The following is a 16,206-nucleotide window of genomic DNA, read 5'->3' as shown; positions in this document are numbered from 1 at the left end:
GTTGTACGCTTGGTTATTCCATTTGGATTTTAGGCGAGTGATAAAAAAACGTTAAAAGAATTTTAGTGACTTTTATTGAAAAGCATATTATAGAATTATTACAAGAGAAAGATGAGCGCGCGATCTCACTAATCTATGATCAATATGCAGCTCCTCTTTATGGTGTGATTCTTAAGATCACTAGAAATGAAGCTATGGCGAGTGATGTTTTACAGGAAACATTAATTAAGGTATGGCATAAATCTCATGTCTACGATCCAGAAAAAGCAAAATTATTTACATGGCTTTTTCAAATTGCTCGCAACACGGCGCTAGATGCATTAAGGAAATCAAAAAGGAAAAGTGATAAAGAAATCCAAATCCAAAATCGAGACGTATATCCTAATGAAGACGGAATTGACAAGGAGGATAGAGATTTAATTAATGCACAGATCAATAGGTTAGATAAAAAATATAGAGAAGTTCTAGAAACAATTTTTTTTAAAGGAATGACTCATATGGAAGCCGCAGATTACTTAAACCTACCTTTAGGAACATTAAAGACGAGATTACGTAATGCTTTAAAAGAATTACGTACTATTAATATAGGGCTTTTTATAATTATAGTAAGCTGTTTATTATGATGGAAGATAAAAACATACAAGATTTTTTGGACTCAGGTTTACTCGAGCAATATGTTATAGGCGCTACTGAGCCATATCAATCAGAAGAAGTAGAGTCTTTCATTGAAAAACATACAGAAATAAAATTTGCCTACGATAAGCTACAAGAAGAGTTGCAAGTAGTGAGTAAACTATATCAAAAACAACCACCAGAAAATCTAAAGAGCGAGGTTTTAAAATCCATTGACCGTTCAACTACTCCTGCTGAAGCTGCAAATCGAAAAGCATCTTCTTTTAGTTGGTTAAATCTTGCAGCGATATTTATAGGTTTGATAGGTATAGCAGGTTTTCTTTATGTGAACAACCAGAATACTACATTAGAGACGCAATTATCAACTATTGAGGAAGAGCAATCGCAGCTTTTGAAGCAGGTTTCTTTTGCGACTAAAGAAATGAGCTCGCTTGAAGATGAAATTGCTTATTTAAAGTCAGCTGATACGGATAAATACATCCTAAAAGGAAATCAAAAAGCGCAAACACTTCTGGCAACGGCATATTATAATAAAAGTACAGATAGAGGTGAAGTAGAAATCAATAATTTACCAAGTCTAGATAAAGATCATGATTACCAGCTTTGGGCAGATGTCGATGGAGAGATGATTTCTCTAGCGGTTTTAAAAAAGGACTCTAAGAAAATACTTGATCCTACGATAATGGCAAATGCCAGTAGTCTCAATATAACAATTGAGCCAGCTGGTGGGAATGATCATGCAACGGTAGAGAATCTAGTAGCTGCCGTAAACTTAAGAGTGCAGCCTTAAGTTTATTGCAAAATAAAACAGCATTTTTATTGAGAAAAATACTGTTTTTATATTCCAAAAATTGTAATAGTCTTTTGCCTGTTACTTATTGTCTCCTTTGTATCCAAAGCGTCTTAACTGTTTCTCATCACTACGCCAGTTCTTATTCACTTTTACATAAAGCTCTATATGAACTTGTTTACCAAAGAATTTTTGTAAATCCTTTCTAGCCTCAGTTCCTACACGTTTTATAGCGCTTCCTTTGTGACCTATAATTATTCCTTTTTGCGTCTCACGTTCTACCATGATGACAGATCGTATTCTGATGATGTCTTCATCTTCAAAAAACTCTTCGGTATCAATTTCTACAGAGTATGGAATTTCTTTTTTGTAGTGAATTAAGATTTTCTCACGAATGCTCTCATTTACAAAAAAGCGCTCTGGTTTATCAGTTAAAGCGTCTTTAGGATAAAATGCTGGTGAGACAGGTAATGATTCTACGATACGTTCTAGAACTTGTGGAACACCAAAGTTTTCTAAAGCGCTTATTGCAAAAATCTCTGCGTTAGGCAGTCTTTCTTTCCAGTGCGCCACAGCTTCTTCTAGCTGATTAGGTTGACCCTTATCTATTTTATTGATAAGTACAAAAACAGGAACTTCGGCATAGGTTAAACGCTTTTCAAAAGCTTCGTTTTTAAGTTCTTTCTCACCTAATTCTACCATGTAAAGTATACAGTCGGCATCTTCAAAGGCATTTTTTACAAACTCCATCATGCTTTCTTGAAGTTTATATGCCGGTTTAATAATACCAGGTGTATCACTTATAACAGCCTGAAAATCATCACCATTTACAATTCCTAAAATACGGTGACGCGTTGTTTGTGCTTTTGAAGTTATGATCGATAAACGTTCTCCTACTAATGCGTTCATCAAGGTGCTTTTACCTACATTAGGGTTACCTACGATGTTTACAAATCCTGCTTTATGTTCCATTTTGCAAAGATAGTATTAATGGACTTACTTGATGTTTAATCGAAGCCAAATTAAAATTTTATGGAACTCAAAAATTGAGATTTATTCCAATGGGTTTTTAAGTAGAGCCTCAAGAAAAAGTGTTTCAACTTTTAAGACTTGTTGTTGCATCAAGCTCAATTCTGTCAATACTTCTATGCTGGGTAGACCTTTGAAACGGTAAACAAAAGAATCTAAATTATCATCAGGTTCTTCTTTATTAATTTTAGTATTGATTATTTGTTTTGCTGCTTTTTCGGCTTCGGGATAAAAATATAATTGGTCGCCTGTGCTTACTTTATAATTATTCATTGCGGTCTTTAGAATAAGGCCAGTTTCACTTAATTGATCACCATTAAAAAGTAGGGAATCTGCAGTTTTATTTTTATTTGAAAAGTTTTCTGTTTCTCCTATAAAATCATAGATCACATCTTTTACTTCATTGATTTGAGCGGTTAGTGCGGTTGTTTTATCATGAAAGTCTACAGATTGATTAAAAGCTCCCGCAAACTTATCAGGGTTTTCCATAGCGCTATCTTGCACTAGAAGCAGCAGTTCTTGATTTTTAGAAGTGGTGTCGATTTCATAAGCTTCTTCAGGTGCGCTCAAGGTTTCAAAAGTCTCTAGTATGGAACCACTATTTTGTTTACAAGAAATGAGTGATACCATTAGAAATATTATCAAGAATATTTTTTTCATCGTTTACTTACTAATGGATTAGTGTTTTGAAATGATATAAAAGGCCGTTATTTAATAATGATGTCAGTGTGATACTCTATCAAATAGGTACTTTCTATTTTCTAAAGATAAAGTATGTTTTAGTTATTAGAAGAAATTATAAGCAGAATGAGATCGCAGTTTGAGGATGTAAAGTAAGCCTCTTTAGTATTCCGCTTTCGCGAAAGCGAGATAATAATAGTTAATAATTGTAATTGAAATAAGGGTTTAACTTTAGATGAAATAAAAATAAAATTATCTTAAATATTACATATAATCGTTAAAGGCTGTTAATAATGAGTACAAAACGTATTTGAAAAGTTAAATTTGTTTCTATGATAAATATGCAACAAACCGAAGAAGCGGTAAAAAATACAGCTGAAACAGTAAAACAATCAGGAACGGAGCTTAAAGATAGTGGAGCCTTAATATGGGATCAACTGGCCTCTTGGTATAATTCATTTATTACCATGCTACCTAATTTAGGTATTGCAATTATAGTTCTTATTATAGCTTATTTTGTTTCAAAATATGTGGATCGAGGCGTACGTAAACTCATGGCAAATAAAACTCAAGAGAGCGTTAAACGTCTAGCTGGGAAAGCAGTAGCTATTTTGGTCGTTCTCGGTGGTATTTTTATTGCGATGAGCGTATTACAGCTCAATGATGCAGTGCAAGGGATTATAGCTGGTGCTGGTATCTCTGGACTTGTAATAGGTCTTGCTTTACAAGGATCGCTATCTAATGTCATTAGTGGTATTGTGCTTTCTTTCCGTAAACAAGTTAAAGTAGGTGACTGGATTGAAACTACTGATTACACTGGTCAAGTAATGGAAGTGCAATTAGACAAATTTATACTCAAAGAGGCAGATAATAATCTGGTAGTTATTCCTAATAAAACAATCATTGATAATCCAATGAAAAACTGGACGCTAACACCTCGCACAAGAGTTACACTTAATTGTGGTGTAGGTTATGAAAGTGATTTAGAAATGGTAAAAAAACTAGCTATCGATACCATAAACAATATGTTTGAGCAAAAGGGTGACGAAGAAGTTGAGTTTTTCTATAACGAATTTGGCGATAGCAGTATCAATTTCATGCTTCGTTTTTGGACAGATGCCACTAAAGCAAAACAAAAACATCAAGCTTTAAGCGATGCGGTAATAGGGTTGAAGAAAGCATTTGACGGTAAGAATATTAACATTCCGTTCCCGATACGAACCTTAGAGTTCAATAATAAATTAGAAATGGTGAGACAAGAAGCAAACAACTCTTCATCTGACTAGAAGTTCACATCAATAAATAAAAAGTCTCAACTAGTTACCTAGTTGGGACTTTTTGCTTTTATCGGCATATTTGATCAAATAAATAATTTGAAAAATATCAAATACGATCATGAATAAAATAGCAATAGGAGCAAGGATAATTGTTATAGTCATCCCACCAGCAATTAATGCAATAAAGCCCATGTATCTATCTGTTCCTGTTTCTTCTTTACGTTGCGCTAGATATCCAGCGCCCAACATGATGTAAGCTATTCCTGTCATTACAACCACTGCAATTCCTAAAATAATATCAGTAGAGCTATTAAAGTCTGTTTCATAATCAATAAAGAAAAGTAGAAAAGCCGTAGAACAGGTGTACAGTACTGCAGCAAGTATAGCCGCAATTTTCAGCAAGCTATTTTCTCTCACTTTACCCATATGGTAAATACCTTGGCATAATAGTAATCCCGCAATAATACTTGTAAAACCAAAAACACTATAAATAGAATAGGGTAGGAGGTTCTCAAAAGTAAATGAGTGAATAACGTCATTAATAGTCATCATTTGATAGCAAATGAATAACACTATTCCTGCAACACCAGATAATAGTAGCTTATTGCGATTATAAGTGTAATTTACACTTGCAGTTTTGTTATTTACTTGAGTGGTATTATTGTTTGAAGCAGTTCCTTGGTACACTTCGTCAAATGACTTTCCTAGAGCCTCTAGTATATTTTTTACCGTGTAACTGCGTGGAGTTACATCTCCATTTTCAATACGTTGTATGGTGCGTACATTGATATTGCACTTTTCTACAAGTTCTTCTTGAGTAAGTCCTTGTTCTTTTCTTAAAGCTGCAATGTAATTTCCTAATTCTGGCTGATTCATAATTTAACTATTTTATGGGTTATTGATGCCACAATATTAATGGAGAAGGGAAGCGGTTTCAAAATATTTAAAGGTAATTAAGCCCGACATTTGCACGGCAAAGGCTTGAAAAGCCTACAAAGCTTAAGAATATGCAATGTGTTTCTAAAATGATTATTCTACAGGCTGTCTTGTAGAATGCATTAATTCTAATTTCCAAATACTGTCTTCTTTAACAGCAACGACACTTTCTAGCCATGCTCTTTCAAACATGATAGTATCTTTTTTGAAGGTCCCGTAGTTGTGATATGCTAGCCATAGTTTATCTCCATTACCTCTCGCATCTATGCGTTTGAAATTATTGATACGTTCATATTCAGAGTTTCTAGTTTGCGCTTCTTTGCACCAGTTTGCTATGGTGTCGTTATTCCATACTTCACCATGTTCTAATAATAAAAAATCATCGGTTTGATATTTGGTAATTGCATTTTCATCATAACCAGCCCAGACTTCATCAAATAGATTTTGGATCACATTTTCTACAGCTGCTATGGCTTCTTCATCGTTTTGTTGAGGTTCATTTGATTGTTGTTTATTACAAGAGTTGATGCTTATGCAAACCATTAAAAGAATTATCGATTGTAACGTTTTCATATTTTAAGTATTTGTGATAAAGTTACTACGCTTTAACTGATTCAAAAATGGATATGAGATAATTGTTATGTTCTTGTGATATTTTCTCCATTAAAAACCATTATATTTACTGATAATTAGGTAGTTATCTTGGAAATAATGGAAGCTATGATCCAGGAAAAAGCGTTTACCGCTTTCTCCCTTTATCAAAGTTGTAACCTACATTAATTAACAGTGCCATTTAGGAATGGAGTAAACGCCAAGATGTTTTTAAGCCTACGAATTAAAAGTAGTACTCATTTTCAAACAAAAAACAAAAAAGTTATCTTCGATCAAAATTCAGAAATAGCTTGGCTTATATTGGCCATAAATAATTAAAATAGATAAGTTGAGCTTCTTTCCCCTAATGAGATACTTAACTACAAACACCTAGTCAAACCTTTGTTTGCTAGGTGTTTTAAATTATAGAAAGTACTACCAGTTGAGCTATTAATCAATATTGATTCCTCGATAAACAAGCTTTTTCCATTCAGGATGTCTTTTGATATAGGTGGCTACAAATGGGCAAAGAGGTATCAATCGCCATTCATTTTGGTCGATTTCTTCCAGAACTTTTAGGACCAAATTACTTGCAATCCCACGTCCTTCTAGCTCTTTTGGGACTTCAGTATGAGTAAGGTAAATGTTCCCCTGAGCTTTGATATATTCTATAAAGGCGACATGTTCCTCTATTTCAAAGTAATATTTTTTTTGAGATTCATTTTCTTTGAGTGCATATTGTATTGCGTCCATGTTTTTTTCCTTAAAGATACGTACTAGAAATAGAATTTAAAGAACATCTGGTAAGGCATCAAGTCTTCCATTAAAAGTGTCTGGTCTTATTATTTCATACAATTGTTCAAAAGATTGATTTACTATTATTGACTTTTTGAGCTCTGGAAATTCAGATACTATTCTTGAAATAAACTCAGTAGAATCATTACTGCGATTTGCCGCCTTTCTTATTGTTTTTAAATATTCTTCCTGACTAATTTGTAATTTAGTCTTATTGCTGACTAATTCTAAAGTGTCTTGAGAGCGTCTCGCATCTTTCAATGCTTTCTTAAATTTAAAGTTCTCACTATTACTTATGTTGCTATTAATAGAATCAAAATCATTTTTTACAACCTGTTCGTACCCAACGTATATTTCTTCTAGTTTGCCTATAAATACTTGTGATGTTGAATGATAAGAAGTGAATACTAGTAATAGTAGAGCTATATATTTTATTGTTTTCATGATGTTATATTTTAACTGGTTTTTGATGGTACAAACTTACGATCAAGACTCAGTTAAATACATAAACATACTTCTTTAGTAATGATATATTATTCCCTAAATAGGAAAACCTTTCCGTAGATCTGTTCTATGAAAAGGTTTTATGATAATTCCGCTTTCGCGAAAGCGGATCTTAAAAAAGGTTCTATAGAAATTTAAAATCTCTAAAAACTTGAAACTTTTTCTAATAGGTCTGTTTTAATATTTGATTTAAGATCGTGGTGCTCAAAACGTTTGAAAGTAGAAAATGATCCCATATCTCTATCGCCATTAATAAAGATTCCGCCTATTTGAAATAAGTGATTACATGGGTAATCTGTTTTAGAAATAAGATAAGAAATTTGTTTATCTATAGCTTCATAAATAACTTCGGTAGCTTCTTTAATTTGAATATCAGCTTTTAGAATTCTCTCTTTCTCATTCCATAAAATTTGTTCTATCGTACTTTGCTGAAAATCATTTTCACGCATTTCATCTTTCTTGATCTCATCATTTCTTAATTTTCCTAAACCTGCTTGAGCAGCACCGCAACAGGATGAGTTATTACTTTGTCCATAGCGATTTATTTCACCTATTTTACCATCTTTAGTAATACCTATATGAGGTGCATAAAAAATTACGATGGCGCCATCTTCTGGAACATGATGTGCAAATGCGCCCATACCTGTAAGACCTGCAAATGGGTAACCATCTAGTCCTCCTAAGTTAAAAGGTCCTAACATTTCATGAGCCCTTGCTGGATATTGAATGGCATTCACATCATCGCAACACAAACTGTCTGCATGCATTAATTGATGAGGTTTTAACCCATAATCTTTCTCGATTAAATTAAGCATTCCGTTTACCATTTTTTCTGTGGCGTTTGCTTGCGGATAGTATTTTTGAACGGTATTTAAATCTTTGGTACTCATATTGTATTTTATTTACATTAATATTTCATTTACAGGAGTTACCGCTGGTGGCAAGTCTGTTTCTTCTAGCATTTCTCTTAAATCTATTTCTATAGTTCTGGAAAGGGCTGCCATAGGAATATCATTTGCACCACCTTCAAATGGATTTTCTGTGCTTTCACCTACCTGTTCTAAACTGGTAAAAACCCAGCCTACGAGAACACTAAATGGTATAGTTAACCATACTCCATAGTCTCCTAATTGTGCAAATTCATCTAACATGCCAAAAGGTAATAAAAGTGAAAAAAGCCTTATAAAAAACATATTGATCGATGCAAACTGTCGTGGATAAGGGAATTTCTTAATCCTTTCTGCCTTACCTTGATGTGTAAAAAACTCTTTGAGAAGTCCTTCTAGACTTACATAAGGATAAGCATCTATTAATTTTTCACCACGTAGTTCTCTTAGGTCGGCTGATTGTAAGCTTAGTAATTGAGTCGCCCTATTCTTCTTTTTAAGTACATACTGTAAATCTTTCTCCGTTAGAAAAGGACGCATGATGTCCTCTAAGTTAGTTTCCCATTCTGGAACGCTATAATGTTTTCTAAACTCTTTAAAATAAGATTTGTTTGTGTTTTCCCAAGCTTCTGGTTTTCTCAATTGAAATCTCAGTGCGGTTAACCAAGCAAAATGTCTGTAAATTATTCGTTTATGGATAGGATGCAATTCTTCCTTTGTAATGTTTTCTTTTACTATAAAGTCCTTAACCATTAAACCCCACGTACGGCTATCGTTAATAATAGCACCCCATATTTTACGTGCTTCCCATGACCGGTTATAGGTTTGCGTGTTTTTAAAACCAGCAATAAATGCTGCTGCCGTTCCTACAAGTGCAACTGGTTGCCAAGGAATAGCTAACCAGTGAAAATCTAAAAGCGCATATAAAACGGTAGGAATGACAGCTAAAATGGTTAACCAAAGGATATTTCTTCTGGTCCAGTACAAAAACGTTCTTATTCTAAAATGACTACCTGCGTGCATGACATTGTATTATTATAAAGGAATTACTTTTGATCTTCTTTAGACACAAATTTGCTGATAAGGATACCTATTAAAACAACAGAGTAAAATTGGCTGAAAACACCTAAAACAGAAACTAATAGTTTAGTGGTATGAGCAATAGGCGTAATATCCCCAAAACCAATAGAAGTTACTGTTATAGAACTAAAGTAAACCAAATCCATATAGACTAGCGCTGGCGCTCCAGTAGTTAAGCCTTTTATAGAGGAGGTATCCATATAGAAAACAGCTTGTAATAGAAATACCGCTACTTCAATGATTAAGAAAAAACCACAAGCAGATGCAGATAAAATATCTGTATTGATATAGCTAGGCTTAATTAAAAACCTCAATATTTCGATAAAGATATATCCAAAAAAGACCGTATACACCAGGCTCAAAACAGGCATGAAATAAGGAGCCGTACCTAAAAAGGGAATGCTAATAGGTAACAGTATTACTAATATCAATAAAATATTTTTGATGGTATTTCTAACACGTCCTTTTTCCATAAAAACGCCTATGCTAGCAACTCCTAGAATAAGCATATTCAGCGGCCAAATTACCTTTGTGTAAAATGACATATCTATCAGAATAACACCTATATAAAGATGCGCTAAGAGCGCTACTAGTAAAATTTCATATTTATAGTTCTGAGCTACTTGAAACGTTTTATTCAAAATACATATTTAAACAGATAAGCAATTTGACACTTAAGATATGCTTTATTATTAATAACGCATTTGCCAGCTCATGATTTTTCCCTCTTTAACAAAGAATAAAAAATTAGCCTTGTTAGTATAACCTTCACTACTGTATTGACCAGTAACAACTACTTCGTTACCTGTGGTTGTAAAATGTGCTCCTTCTACATGGCCTTTGCGGTCTATAATATCACTATCCAGCCATTTAAAAAATGCTTTTCCTGATTTTGAAGGTCCATCACCATAAGCTTGAGACGCGTTATCATGAAATAAGGAACGTATTTTATCACCATCGTTTGCTTCCATAGCATCGATAAGGGATTTTATAGTGCTTTCTGGTGTGGAATTAGAGTTGTCTTGCATGGTTGTTTTGTTTAGTTCTTTTTGAGGTTCTTGATTTTGATGTTGCGCACAGATCGCTAATGATATGGTGCAAAAAATGAAAAATAGAAAGTTTATCATTACTTACCTAAAGGATGCTTAAAATATATAGCCACTAGATTTAAAAGTAAAAAAGGTATTTCCATCGCAGCTCCTTTTATGTTTCCTAAAGATAATTGAAAGCACAACAAAAATAATATGATGCCTGCCATTAAAAAATTACCATAAACAAAAGTTTGAGGTATCGCAATAAGAACAACACTTAAGAGCAATATACAGCCCATAAGCATTACACCGGTTTTATTAAAACCAAATTTACTGAACATCTCCAGCATTTCTGGTTTGCCTTGAAACATGGCCAGTCCTTGTTTTACGCCCATAGCGAGTATAATTAGGATTAATATTCCACCTATAATTTTTGTAACCATAATTTCATGTTTATAAAAAAGCCCAATAATCTCAAGAGTTACTGGGCTTATAGTTATGATTTATCTAGTGGTATAACCACCATTTGCAAAAATAGTCTGACCAGTAATCCACCAGCCGTCAGTAACTAAGTACTCTACAAAAGAGGCGATATCTTTAATGTCTGTTAATCCACCTAGAGCAGCTGCTGACTTGTGGTAAGCAACCGTTTGCTCCGTTTCTTGAGCATAGAAAAATGGAGTATCCATAGGTCCAGGAGCTACCGCGGTTACTGAAATTCCACGAGTTCCAAATTCCTTAGAAGCCATTCTTGTAAAATGCTCTACAGATGCTTTAGAACCAGCATAAAGCGAGTACATTCCCGTATAAGCAGCAAGAAGAGATGTAAGTATGGTATTTATTTTGCCATTATCATTCAAGTGTTTCCCTGCTTCTTGAATAAAGAAATAGGCCACTTTTGCGTTTACATCAAACATAGTGTCATATTCCTTTTCTGTAGTATCTTGATAAGGCTTTTTCATAACCATTCCTACCGTATTGATCGCTATGTCTATGCCACCTAGTTTTTCTTTGGCCTGCTCAAAGAATGTTGTGATATTATCTACTTGTGTTAAATCTGCTTGGTATAAAAAAGCGTTTACGCCATGAGCTTTTACATCGGCTAGCGTTGTTTCTGCTTCTGCTTTTGAGCTATCGCTGTTATAATGAATCGCTATGTGCGCTCCTTTTTCTGCAAAATTACGGCTTAATAAACCGCCTAGATTCTTCCCGCCACCAGCTATTAAAACTACTTTATCTTTTAAATTCATGTTACTCATTTATTAAATTTTTGATTAAAGTCAAATCTAAAAGTAATAGACTGAATATTCATTCAGTATAAGTTAAAAAAAAAGCAGTTACTTTTTTATAGAATCCCAAGCCATGTTTAACAAGGTCTCTTTATAAGAATCGTCTATTTTTATCTTTAATTCTCCAGCAGCTTTCATCCAGTAAGCAATTGCACTAAAAACAAAAAAAGTTATATGCTCTGCTTGAATAGTTTTAAATAATCCCTCGTCCAGACCGCGTTTGAATAAGTCATCAAAGTGGTAAAACTGCGCCATAGCTGTTACTTGGGTATCCTGTTTAATAATAGGAGAAAAGGCATAGCGACTTATAAAGTCAAATCTCAAAGGATTACTCAAAAAATAGTCTATCATGCGACCATAATAATCTAAAAAGGTGAGATGAACACTTTGTTGAACCTTATGATTTACAAAAACCGTAGTAGCTTCTTCTTCCTTTATTTTCACATAAATGCCGTTAACAATAGCCTCTTTATTTGCAAAGTATTTATAAACTGTTCCCATTCCTACCTCAGCACGCTCAGCTATCATGGACATAGGTGTACGTTCTAATCCGCGTTCTACTATTAAAGCAAGAGCAGCGTTTAAAATACGTTCGGTTTTATTCATAGATTCCATAGTTAAGGATGGTAAAGATATTGTTTTTAAAATGTGCTGCTTAAAAACAAACCTGCCTCTTTGATAAAGGCAGGTTTTTAGTTTGTATAAATTTAGTTATGATGCTACTTTAAAACTTCGATTAACTGCTATATAAACTTCTAATTAGGCATCACGCTTTCGTACCGCAATAAATGCAGCATAAACTTCTGATTAGTCATTACGCTTTCGCGAAAGCGAGATTAAAACTATCAAAAAATTACACCAAAGCATTATCCATGATCTCTTGTACTACTTCTGGATTGAGAAGTGTACTCGTGTCTCCCATATTACCGGTGTCTTTACCGGCTATTTTTCTCAAAATACGTCGCATGATTTTACCGCTGCGCGTTTTAGGCAATCCGTTAGTAAACTGAATTTTATCCAGCTTTGCTATAGGGCCTATACGGTCTGTAATCAACTGATTGATTTCTTTGCGCAGATTATCTTGATTACGATCTTCGCCAGTCTCTTTCAAGGTGATATAACCATAAAGCGCATTTCCTTTAATATCGTGCGGGAATCCTACGATAGCACTTTCTGCAACAGCTGGATGTTCATTAATAGCATCTTCGATAGGTGCGGTTCCTAAGTTATGACCGCTTACTATAATGACATCGTCCACACGACCGGTGATTCTATAATATCCTACAGCATCGCGACGAGCTCCATCTCCTGTAAAGTACATATTTTTATAAGCGCTGAAATACGTATCTCTATAACGCTCGTGATTTCCATAAATCGTACGTGCCATTGATGGCCATGGGAATTTTATGGTCAATCTTCCTTCTACTTGGTTTCCTATAATTTCTTGACCATGCTCGTCCATTAATGCTGGCTGAATTCCTGGTAGTGGCAAGGTCGCAAAAGTAGGAATGGTAGGCGTGGAATAAGGAATCGGACTGATCATGATTCCGCCAGTTTCTGTTTGCCACCAAGTATCAACAATCGGGCTGTTCTTTTTACCTACGTGATCATTATACCAGTGCCACGCTTCTTCATTTATAGGTTCTCCTACAGTTCCCAATACTTTTAAACTAGATAAGTCATATTTCTCTACGTAGTCTAGGTTTTCTTTGGCAAGTGCTCTAATCGCAGTAGGCGCTGTATAAAACTGAGTGATTTTGTGCTTTTCTACAATTTCCCAAAAACGTCCATAATCTGGATAAGAAGGAACTCCTTCAAACATTACCGTAGTGGCACCATTTGCCAATGGACCGTAAACGATATAACTATGACCTGTAATCCAACCAATGTCCGCCGTACACCAATACACATCATTCTCACGGTACTGGAACACATTTTTGAAACTGTATGCTGCATAAACCATGTAACCACCTGTGGTATGCACCATTCCTTTGGGTTTTCCGGTAGAACCAGAAGTATAAAGAATAAACAACGGATCCTCAGCATCCATGATGGTTGCTTTACAAGTCGCATCGGCCGCATCAAGAAGTGGTTGGATCCAAGTATCTCGTCCTTCTTTCATGGTGACTTTTCCACCAGTTCTATTAACTACAAGATTTGTAGTCACGCCAGGACAGTTCTCTAGCGCTTCATCTACAATAGACTTCAAGTCAATGGTTTTTTTACCACGGTAACTTCCATCGCTACAAATAACCATTCTACAATCACAATCATTAATACGAGTAGCTAATGCCGTAGCACTAAAACCGGCAAAAACCACCGAATGAATCGCGCCTATTCTAGCACATGCCAATACTGATACAGCCAGTTCTGGAATCATAGGCAAGTAGATACAAACTCGATCGCCTTTTTCTACTCCTTGTGATTTAAGTACGTTTGCAAATTTAGAAACGCGTTCATGCAACTCTCTATAGCTTATGTGTTGAGCACCTTCATTTGGGTCATTAGGTTCAAATAAAATCGCTGTTTTATCTGCACGAGTGGCGAGATGCCTATCGATACAGTTTTCTGTGATATTAAGTTGCGCTCCTTCAAACCATTTTACTTCTGGTTTTGAAAAATCCCAACTCAGGACTTTGTTCCATTTCTTTCTCCATAAAAAATGTTCCTCTGCTATTTCTTCCCAAAAATTCTCTGGATTGCGCACTGACTTTCTATAAACTTGCCAGTATTCTTCTAAATGTTTTATGTGGTAATTACTCATAATTATTAATTTATCAGTTTATTTTGATTGTGTATTCCTATGAAGTGTGTTTGATAAACACTCTTTATTTCGTCTATGATCAAGACATCGTCTATAGTGGATGGTATTTTATATTCATGTTCGTCGGCAATATTGCGCAGCAATTTTCTTAAGGTTTTACCGCTGCGTGTTTTAGGTAATCTTTGTACAATCAGCACATTTTTAAATGAGGCTACAGCTCCTATTTCTTGTCGTACGTTTTGGACGATTTGATTTTGAATATCCTTCATAGAATGAACGTGATTCGTTTTCAAGACAACAAGACCTAAAGGTTGCTGTCCTTTTAAATCACAATGGATTCCAAAAACGGCACACTCTGCTACGTCTGCATGACTGGAGACGATTTCTTCCATTTCGGCAGTGGAGAGTCTGTGTCCTGCAACATTTATGATATCGTCTACACGACCAGTAATAAAAACATAACCATCTTCATCTTTATAACCACCATCACCAGAAAAGTAGTATCCTGGAAAACGTTCTAAATACCCTTTTTTAAATCGTTGGGTATTCTCCCAAATATCGAGTAGAGTTCCAGGAGGTAATGGTAATTTAACAGCTATATATCCTTCGGTATTTGCTGCAGCTGGACTGCCGTTTTCATCTAAAACTTGAATATCATAACCACAAACTGGTTTTCCAGCACTACCAGATTTAATAGGTAGTAATTCTACACCAGCCATGTTGGCAAGCATGGGCCAGCCACTTTCTGTTTGCCACCAGTGATCGATAACTGGAACTTTGAGCTGGTCTTGTGTCCATTTTAATGTGGCAGCATCACAACGCTCTCCAGCGAGGAACTGGTATTTTAAAGAAGATAAATCATATTTTTTAATAAAATCTCCATGAGGATCTTCTTTCTTAATCGCTCTGATAGCGGTAGGTGCGGTTAACATGACACTCACTTGATGTTCACTTATTACTCTCCAGAAAGTACTGGCATCTGGAGTTTTGATAGGCTTACCTTCAAACAAAATAGTTGTATTGCGATTAATAAGTGGCGCATAGACAATGTAACTATGACCTACTACCCAACCTACATCACTTGCTCCCCAATATCTTTCCCCTTCTTCAACTCCATAGACATATTTCATTGAAAACTTTAATGCGGTAGCATAGCCTCCAGTGTCTCTTATGATTCCTTTAGGTGTTCCCGTGGTTCCAGAGGTATATAGAATATAAGATGGATGTGTGGAATTTAACTCTACTGGTTCGACAGGATTTGATTTTTTTACAAGCTCCGAGTAATCAATATCATAAGATTTAACAACACTCAATGGTGCGTTATCTCTATTATAAAGAATCACATTTTGAGGTTTAAAACTTGATTCTTCCATCGCCTGGTCCACAAAAGGCTTATAAGGTATGATACGTTTAATTTCTATACCGTGAGAAGCTGTTATGACTGCTTTAGGTTTACAGTCATCTATACGTATAGCAAGCTCATGAGGCGCAAAACCACCAAATACCACTGAATGTATAACTCCTAATCTAGCGCAAGCTAGCATGGCATAAATAGCCTGTGGTATCATAGGCATATAAATGAGACAAGTATCACCCTTTTTTAATCCTAAAGATTGTAATCCACCAGCGAGTTTGGAAACCTCTTGATGCAACTCATTAAAAGTGATGAACTTTTTAGTGTCAGTTACTGGACTATCATAAATGATAGCATTTTGTTCTCCGTAACCATCCTTAATATGTTTATCAATACATAAATAGCTCAGGTTTGTTTTTCCGTCTTGAAACCAGTGATAATAGTCGTCTGTATTTTTAGATAAGATGTTTTTTGGTTTTTGAAACCATTCTATGGCATTGCTTTGCTCTTGCCAGAAACCTTCAGGAGCATTTATGCTTTTTTGATAAAATGAATTGTAATCCAT

At 34.9% G+C, this 16,206-nt stretch carries 18 protein-coding genes; 3 read left to right on the top strand and 15 right to left on the bottom strand.

Annotation, left to right across the window (positions count from 1 at the left end):
- The first annotated feature begins 65 nt into the window (after positions 1 to 65).
- A complete protein-coding gene (locus DDD_RS02345) occupies positions 66 to 623 on the top strand; it encodes an RNA polymerase sigma factor (RefSeq protein WP_015361122.1) in 558 nt (185 codons plus the stop codon).
- On the top strand, positions 620 to 1,423 hold the full coding sequence (locus DDD_RS02340) for an anti-sigma factor (protein ID WP_015361121.1): 804 nt from the start codon (positions 620 to 622) through the stop codon (positions 1,421 to 1,423). The genes DDD_RS02345 and DDD_RS02340 overlap by 4 nt, the downstream gene beginning before the upstream one ends.
- Positions 1,424 to 1,504: 81 nt before the next feature.
- Here DDD_RS02340 and era read toward each other — a convergent pair whose 3' ends face one another.
- On the bottom strand, positions 1,505 to 2,395 hold the full coding sequence (gene era / locus DDD_RS02335; RefSeq protein WP_015361120.1) for a GTPase Era: 891 nt from the start codon (positions 2,393 to 2,395) through the stop codon (positions 1,505 to 1,507).
- Between the two features lie 81 nt (positions 2,396 to 2,476).
- A complete protein-coding gene (locus DDD_RS02330) occupies positions 2,477 to 3,112 on the bottom strand; it encodes a hypothetical protein (protein ID WP_083892367.1) in 636 nt (211 codons plus the stop codon).
- Between the two features lie 353 nt (positions 3,113 to 3,465).
- Here DDD_RS02330 and DDD_RS02325 point away from each other — a divergent pair, with 353 nt between their 5' ends.
- On the top strand, positions 3,466 to 4,419 hold the full coding sequence (locus DDD_RS02325; protein ID WP_015361118.1) for a mechanosensitive ion channel family protein: 954 nt from the start codon (positions 3,466 to 3,468) through the stop codon (positions 4,417 to 4,419).
- Positions 4,420 to 4,449: 30 nt separating this feature from the next.
- On the opposite strand, the gene DDD_RS17190 is transcribed toward DDD_RS02325, so the two are convergent.
- The 13 genes from DDD_RS17190 to DDD_RS02260 all read right to left on the bottom strand — a co-directional run bounded on the left by DDD_RS17190 (position 4,450) and on the right by DDD_RS02260 (position 16,206).
- A complete protein-coding gene (locus tag DDD_RS17190; protein ID WP_015361117.1) occupies positions 4,450 to 5,286 on the bottom strand; it encodes a helix-turn-helix domain-containing protein in 837 nt (278 codons plus the stop codon).
- A 153-nt stretch (positions 5,287 to 5,439) separates the two neighbouring features.
- Positions 5,440 to 5,919, bottom strand: a complete 480-nt coding sequence (locus DDD_RS02315; protein ID WP_236613389.1) for a nuclear transport factor 2 family protein — start codon at positions 5,917 to 5,919, stop codon at positions 5,440 to 5,442.
- Positions 5,920 to 6,387: 468 nt separating this feature from the next.
- A complete protein-coding gene (locus DDD_RS02310; protein ID WP_015361115.1) occupies positions 6,388 to 6,690 on the bottom strand; it encodes a GNAT family N-acetyltransferase in 303 nt (100 codons plus the stop codon).
- A gap of 36 nt (positions 6,691 to 6,726) precedes the next feature.
- The gene (locus DDD_RS02305; protein ID WP_015361114.1) at positions 6,727 to 7,176 is read right to left on the bottom strand and encodes a hypothetical protein; all 450 of its coding nucleotides are present in this window, start codon (positions 7,174 to 7,176) and stop codon (positions 6,727 to 6,729) included.
- Positions 7,177 to 7,379: 203 nt separating this feature from the next.
- On the bottom strand, positions 7,380 to 8,126 hold the full coding sequence (locus tag DDD_RS02300; protein WP_015361113.1) for a hypothetical protein: 747 nt from the start codon (positions 8,124 to 8,126) through the stop codon (positions 7,380 to 7,382).
- 12 nt (positions 8,127 to 8,138) lie between these two features.
- Complete coding sequence (locus DDD_RS02295; RefSeq protein WP_015361112.1) at positions 8,139 to 9,146, bottom strand: bestrophin family protein; 1,008 nt, start codon at positions 9,144 to 9,146, stop codon at positions 8,139 to 8,141.
- 23 nt (positions 9,147 to 9,169) lie between these two features.
- Entirely contained in the window at positions 9,170 to 9,844 is a 675-nt protein-coding gene (locus tag DDD_RS02290) for an ion channel (RefSeq protein ID WP_041566861.1), read from the bottom strand.
- A 51-nt stretch (positions 9,845 to 9,895) separates the two neighbouring features.
- Positions 9,896 to 10,231: a nuclear transport factor 2 family protein gene (locus DDD_RS02285; protein ID WP_015361110.1), complete on the bottom strand. Its 336-nt coding sequence runs from the start codon at positions 10,229 to 10,231 to the stop codon at positions 9,896 to 9,898.
- A gap of 98 nt (positions 10,232 to 10,329) precedes the next feature.
- Positions 10,330 to 10,677 (bottom strand): hypothetical protein, encoded by a 348-nt coding sequence (locus DDD_RS02280; RefSeq protein ID WP_015361109.1) that lies wholly within the window; start codon positions 10,675 to 10,677, stop codon positions 10,330 to 10,332.
- Positions 10,678 to 10,737: 60 nt separating this feature from the next.
- Positions 10,738 to 11,493: an SDR family oxidoreductase gene (locus DDD_RS02275; RefSeq protein WP_015361108.1), complete on the bottom strand. Its 756-nt coding sequence runs from the start codon at positions 11,491 to 11,493 to the stop codon at positions 10,738 to 10,740.
- Positions 11,494 to 11,571: 78 nt separating this feature from the next.
- Positions 11,572 to 12,129, bottom strand: coding sequence for a TetR/AcrR family transcriptional regulator (locus DDD_RS02270; RefSeq protein ID WP_158441674.1), 558 nt, complete (start codon positions 12,127 to 12,129; stop codon positions 11,572 to 11,574).
- A gap of 247 nt (positions 12,130 to 12,376) precedes the next feature.
- Positions 12,377 to 14,287, bottom strand: a complete 1,911-nt coding sequence (gene acs / locus DDD_RS02265) for an acetate--CoA ligase (protein WP_015361106.1) — start codon at positions 14,285 to 14,287, stop codon at positions 12,377 to 12,379.
- 5 nt (positions 14,288 to 14,292) lie between these two features.
- Positions 14,293 to 16,206 carry an acetate--CoA ligase gene (locus DDD_RS02260; protein ID WP_015361105.1) on the bottom strand — a complete coding sequence of 638 codons (1,914 nt, stop codon included), beginning with the start codon at positions 16,204 to 16,206 and terminating at the stop codon, positions 14,293 to 14,295.

It is taken from the genome of Nonlabens dokdonensis DSW-6, assembly GCF_000332115.1.
Taxonomy (GTDB): Bacteria; Bacteroidota; Bacteroidia; order Flavobacteriales; family Flavobacteriaceae; genus Nonlabens; species Nonlabens dokdonensis.
This window is presented reverse-complemented; position numbering and strand designations above follow the sequence as displayed.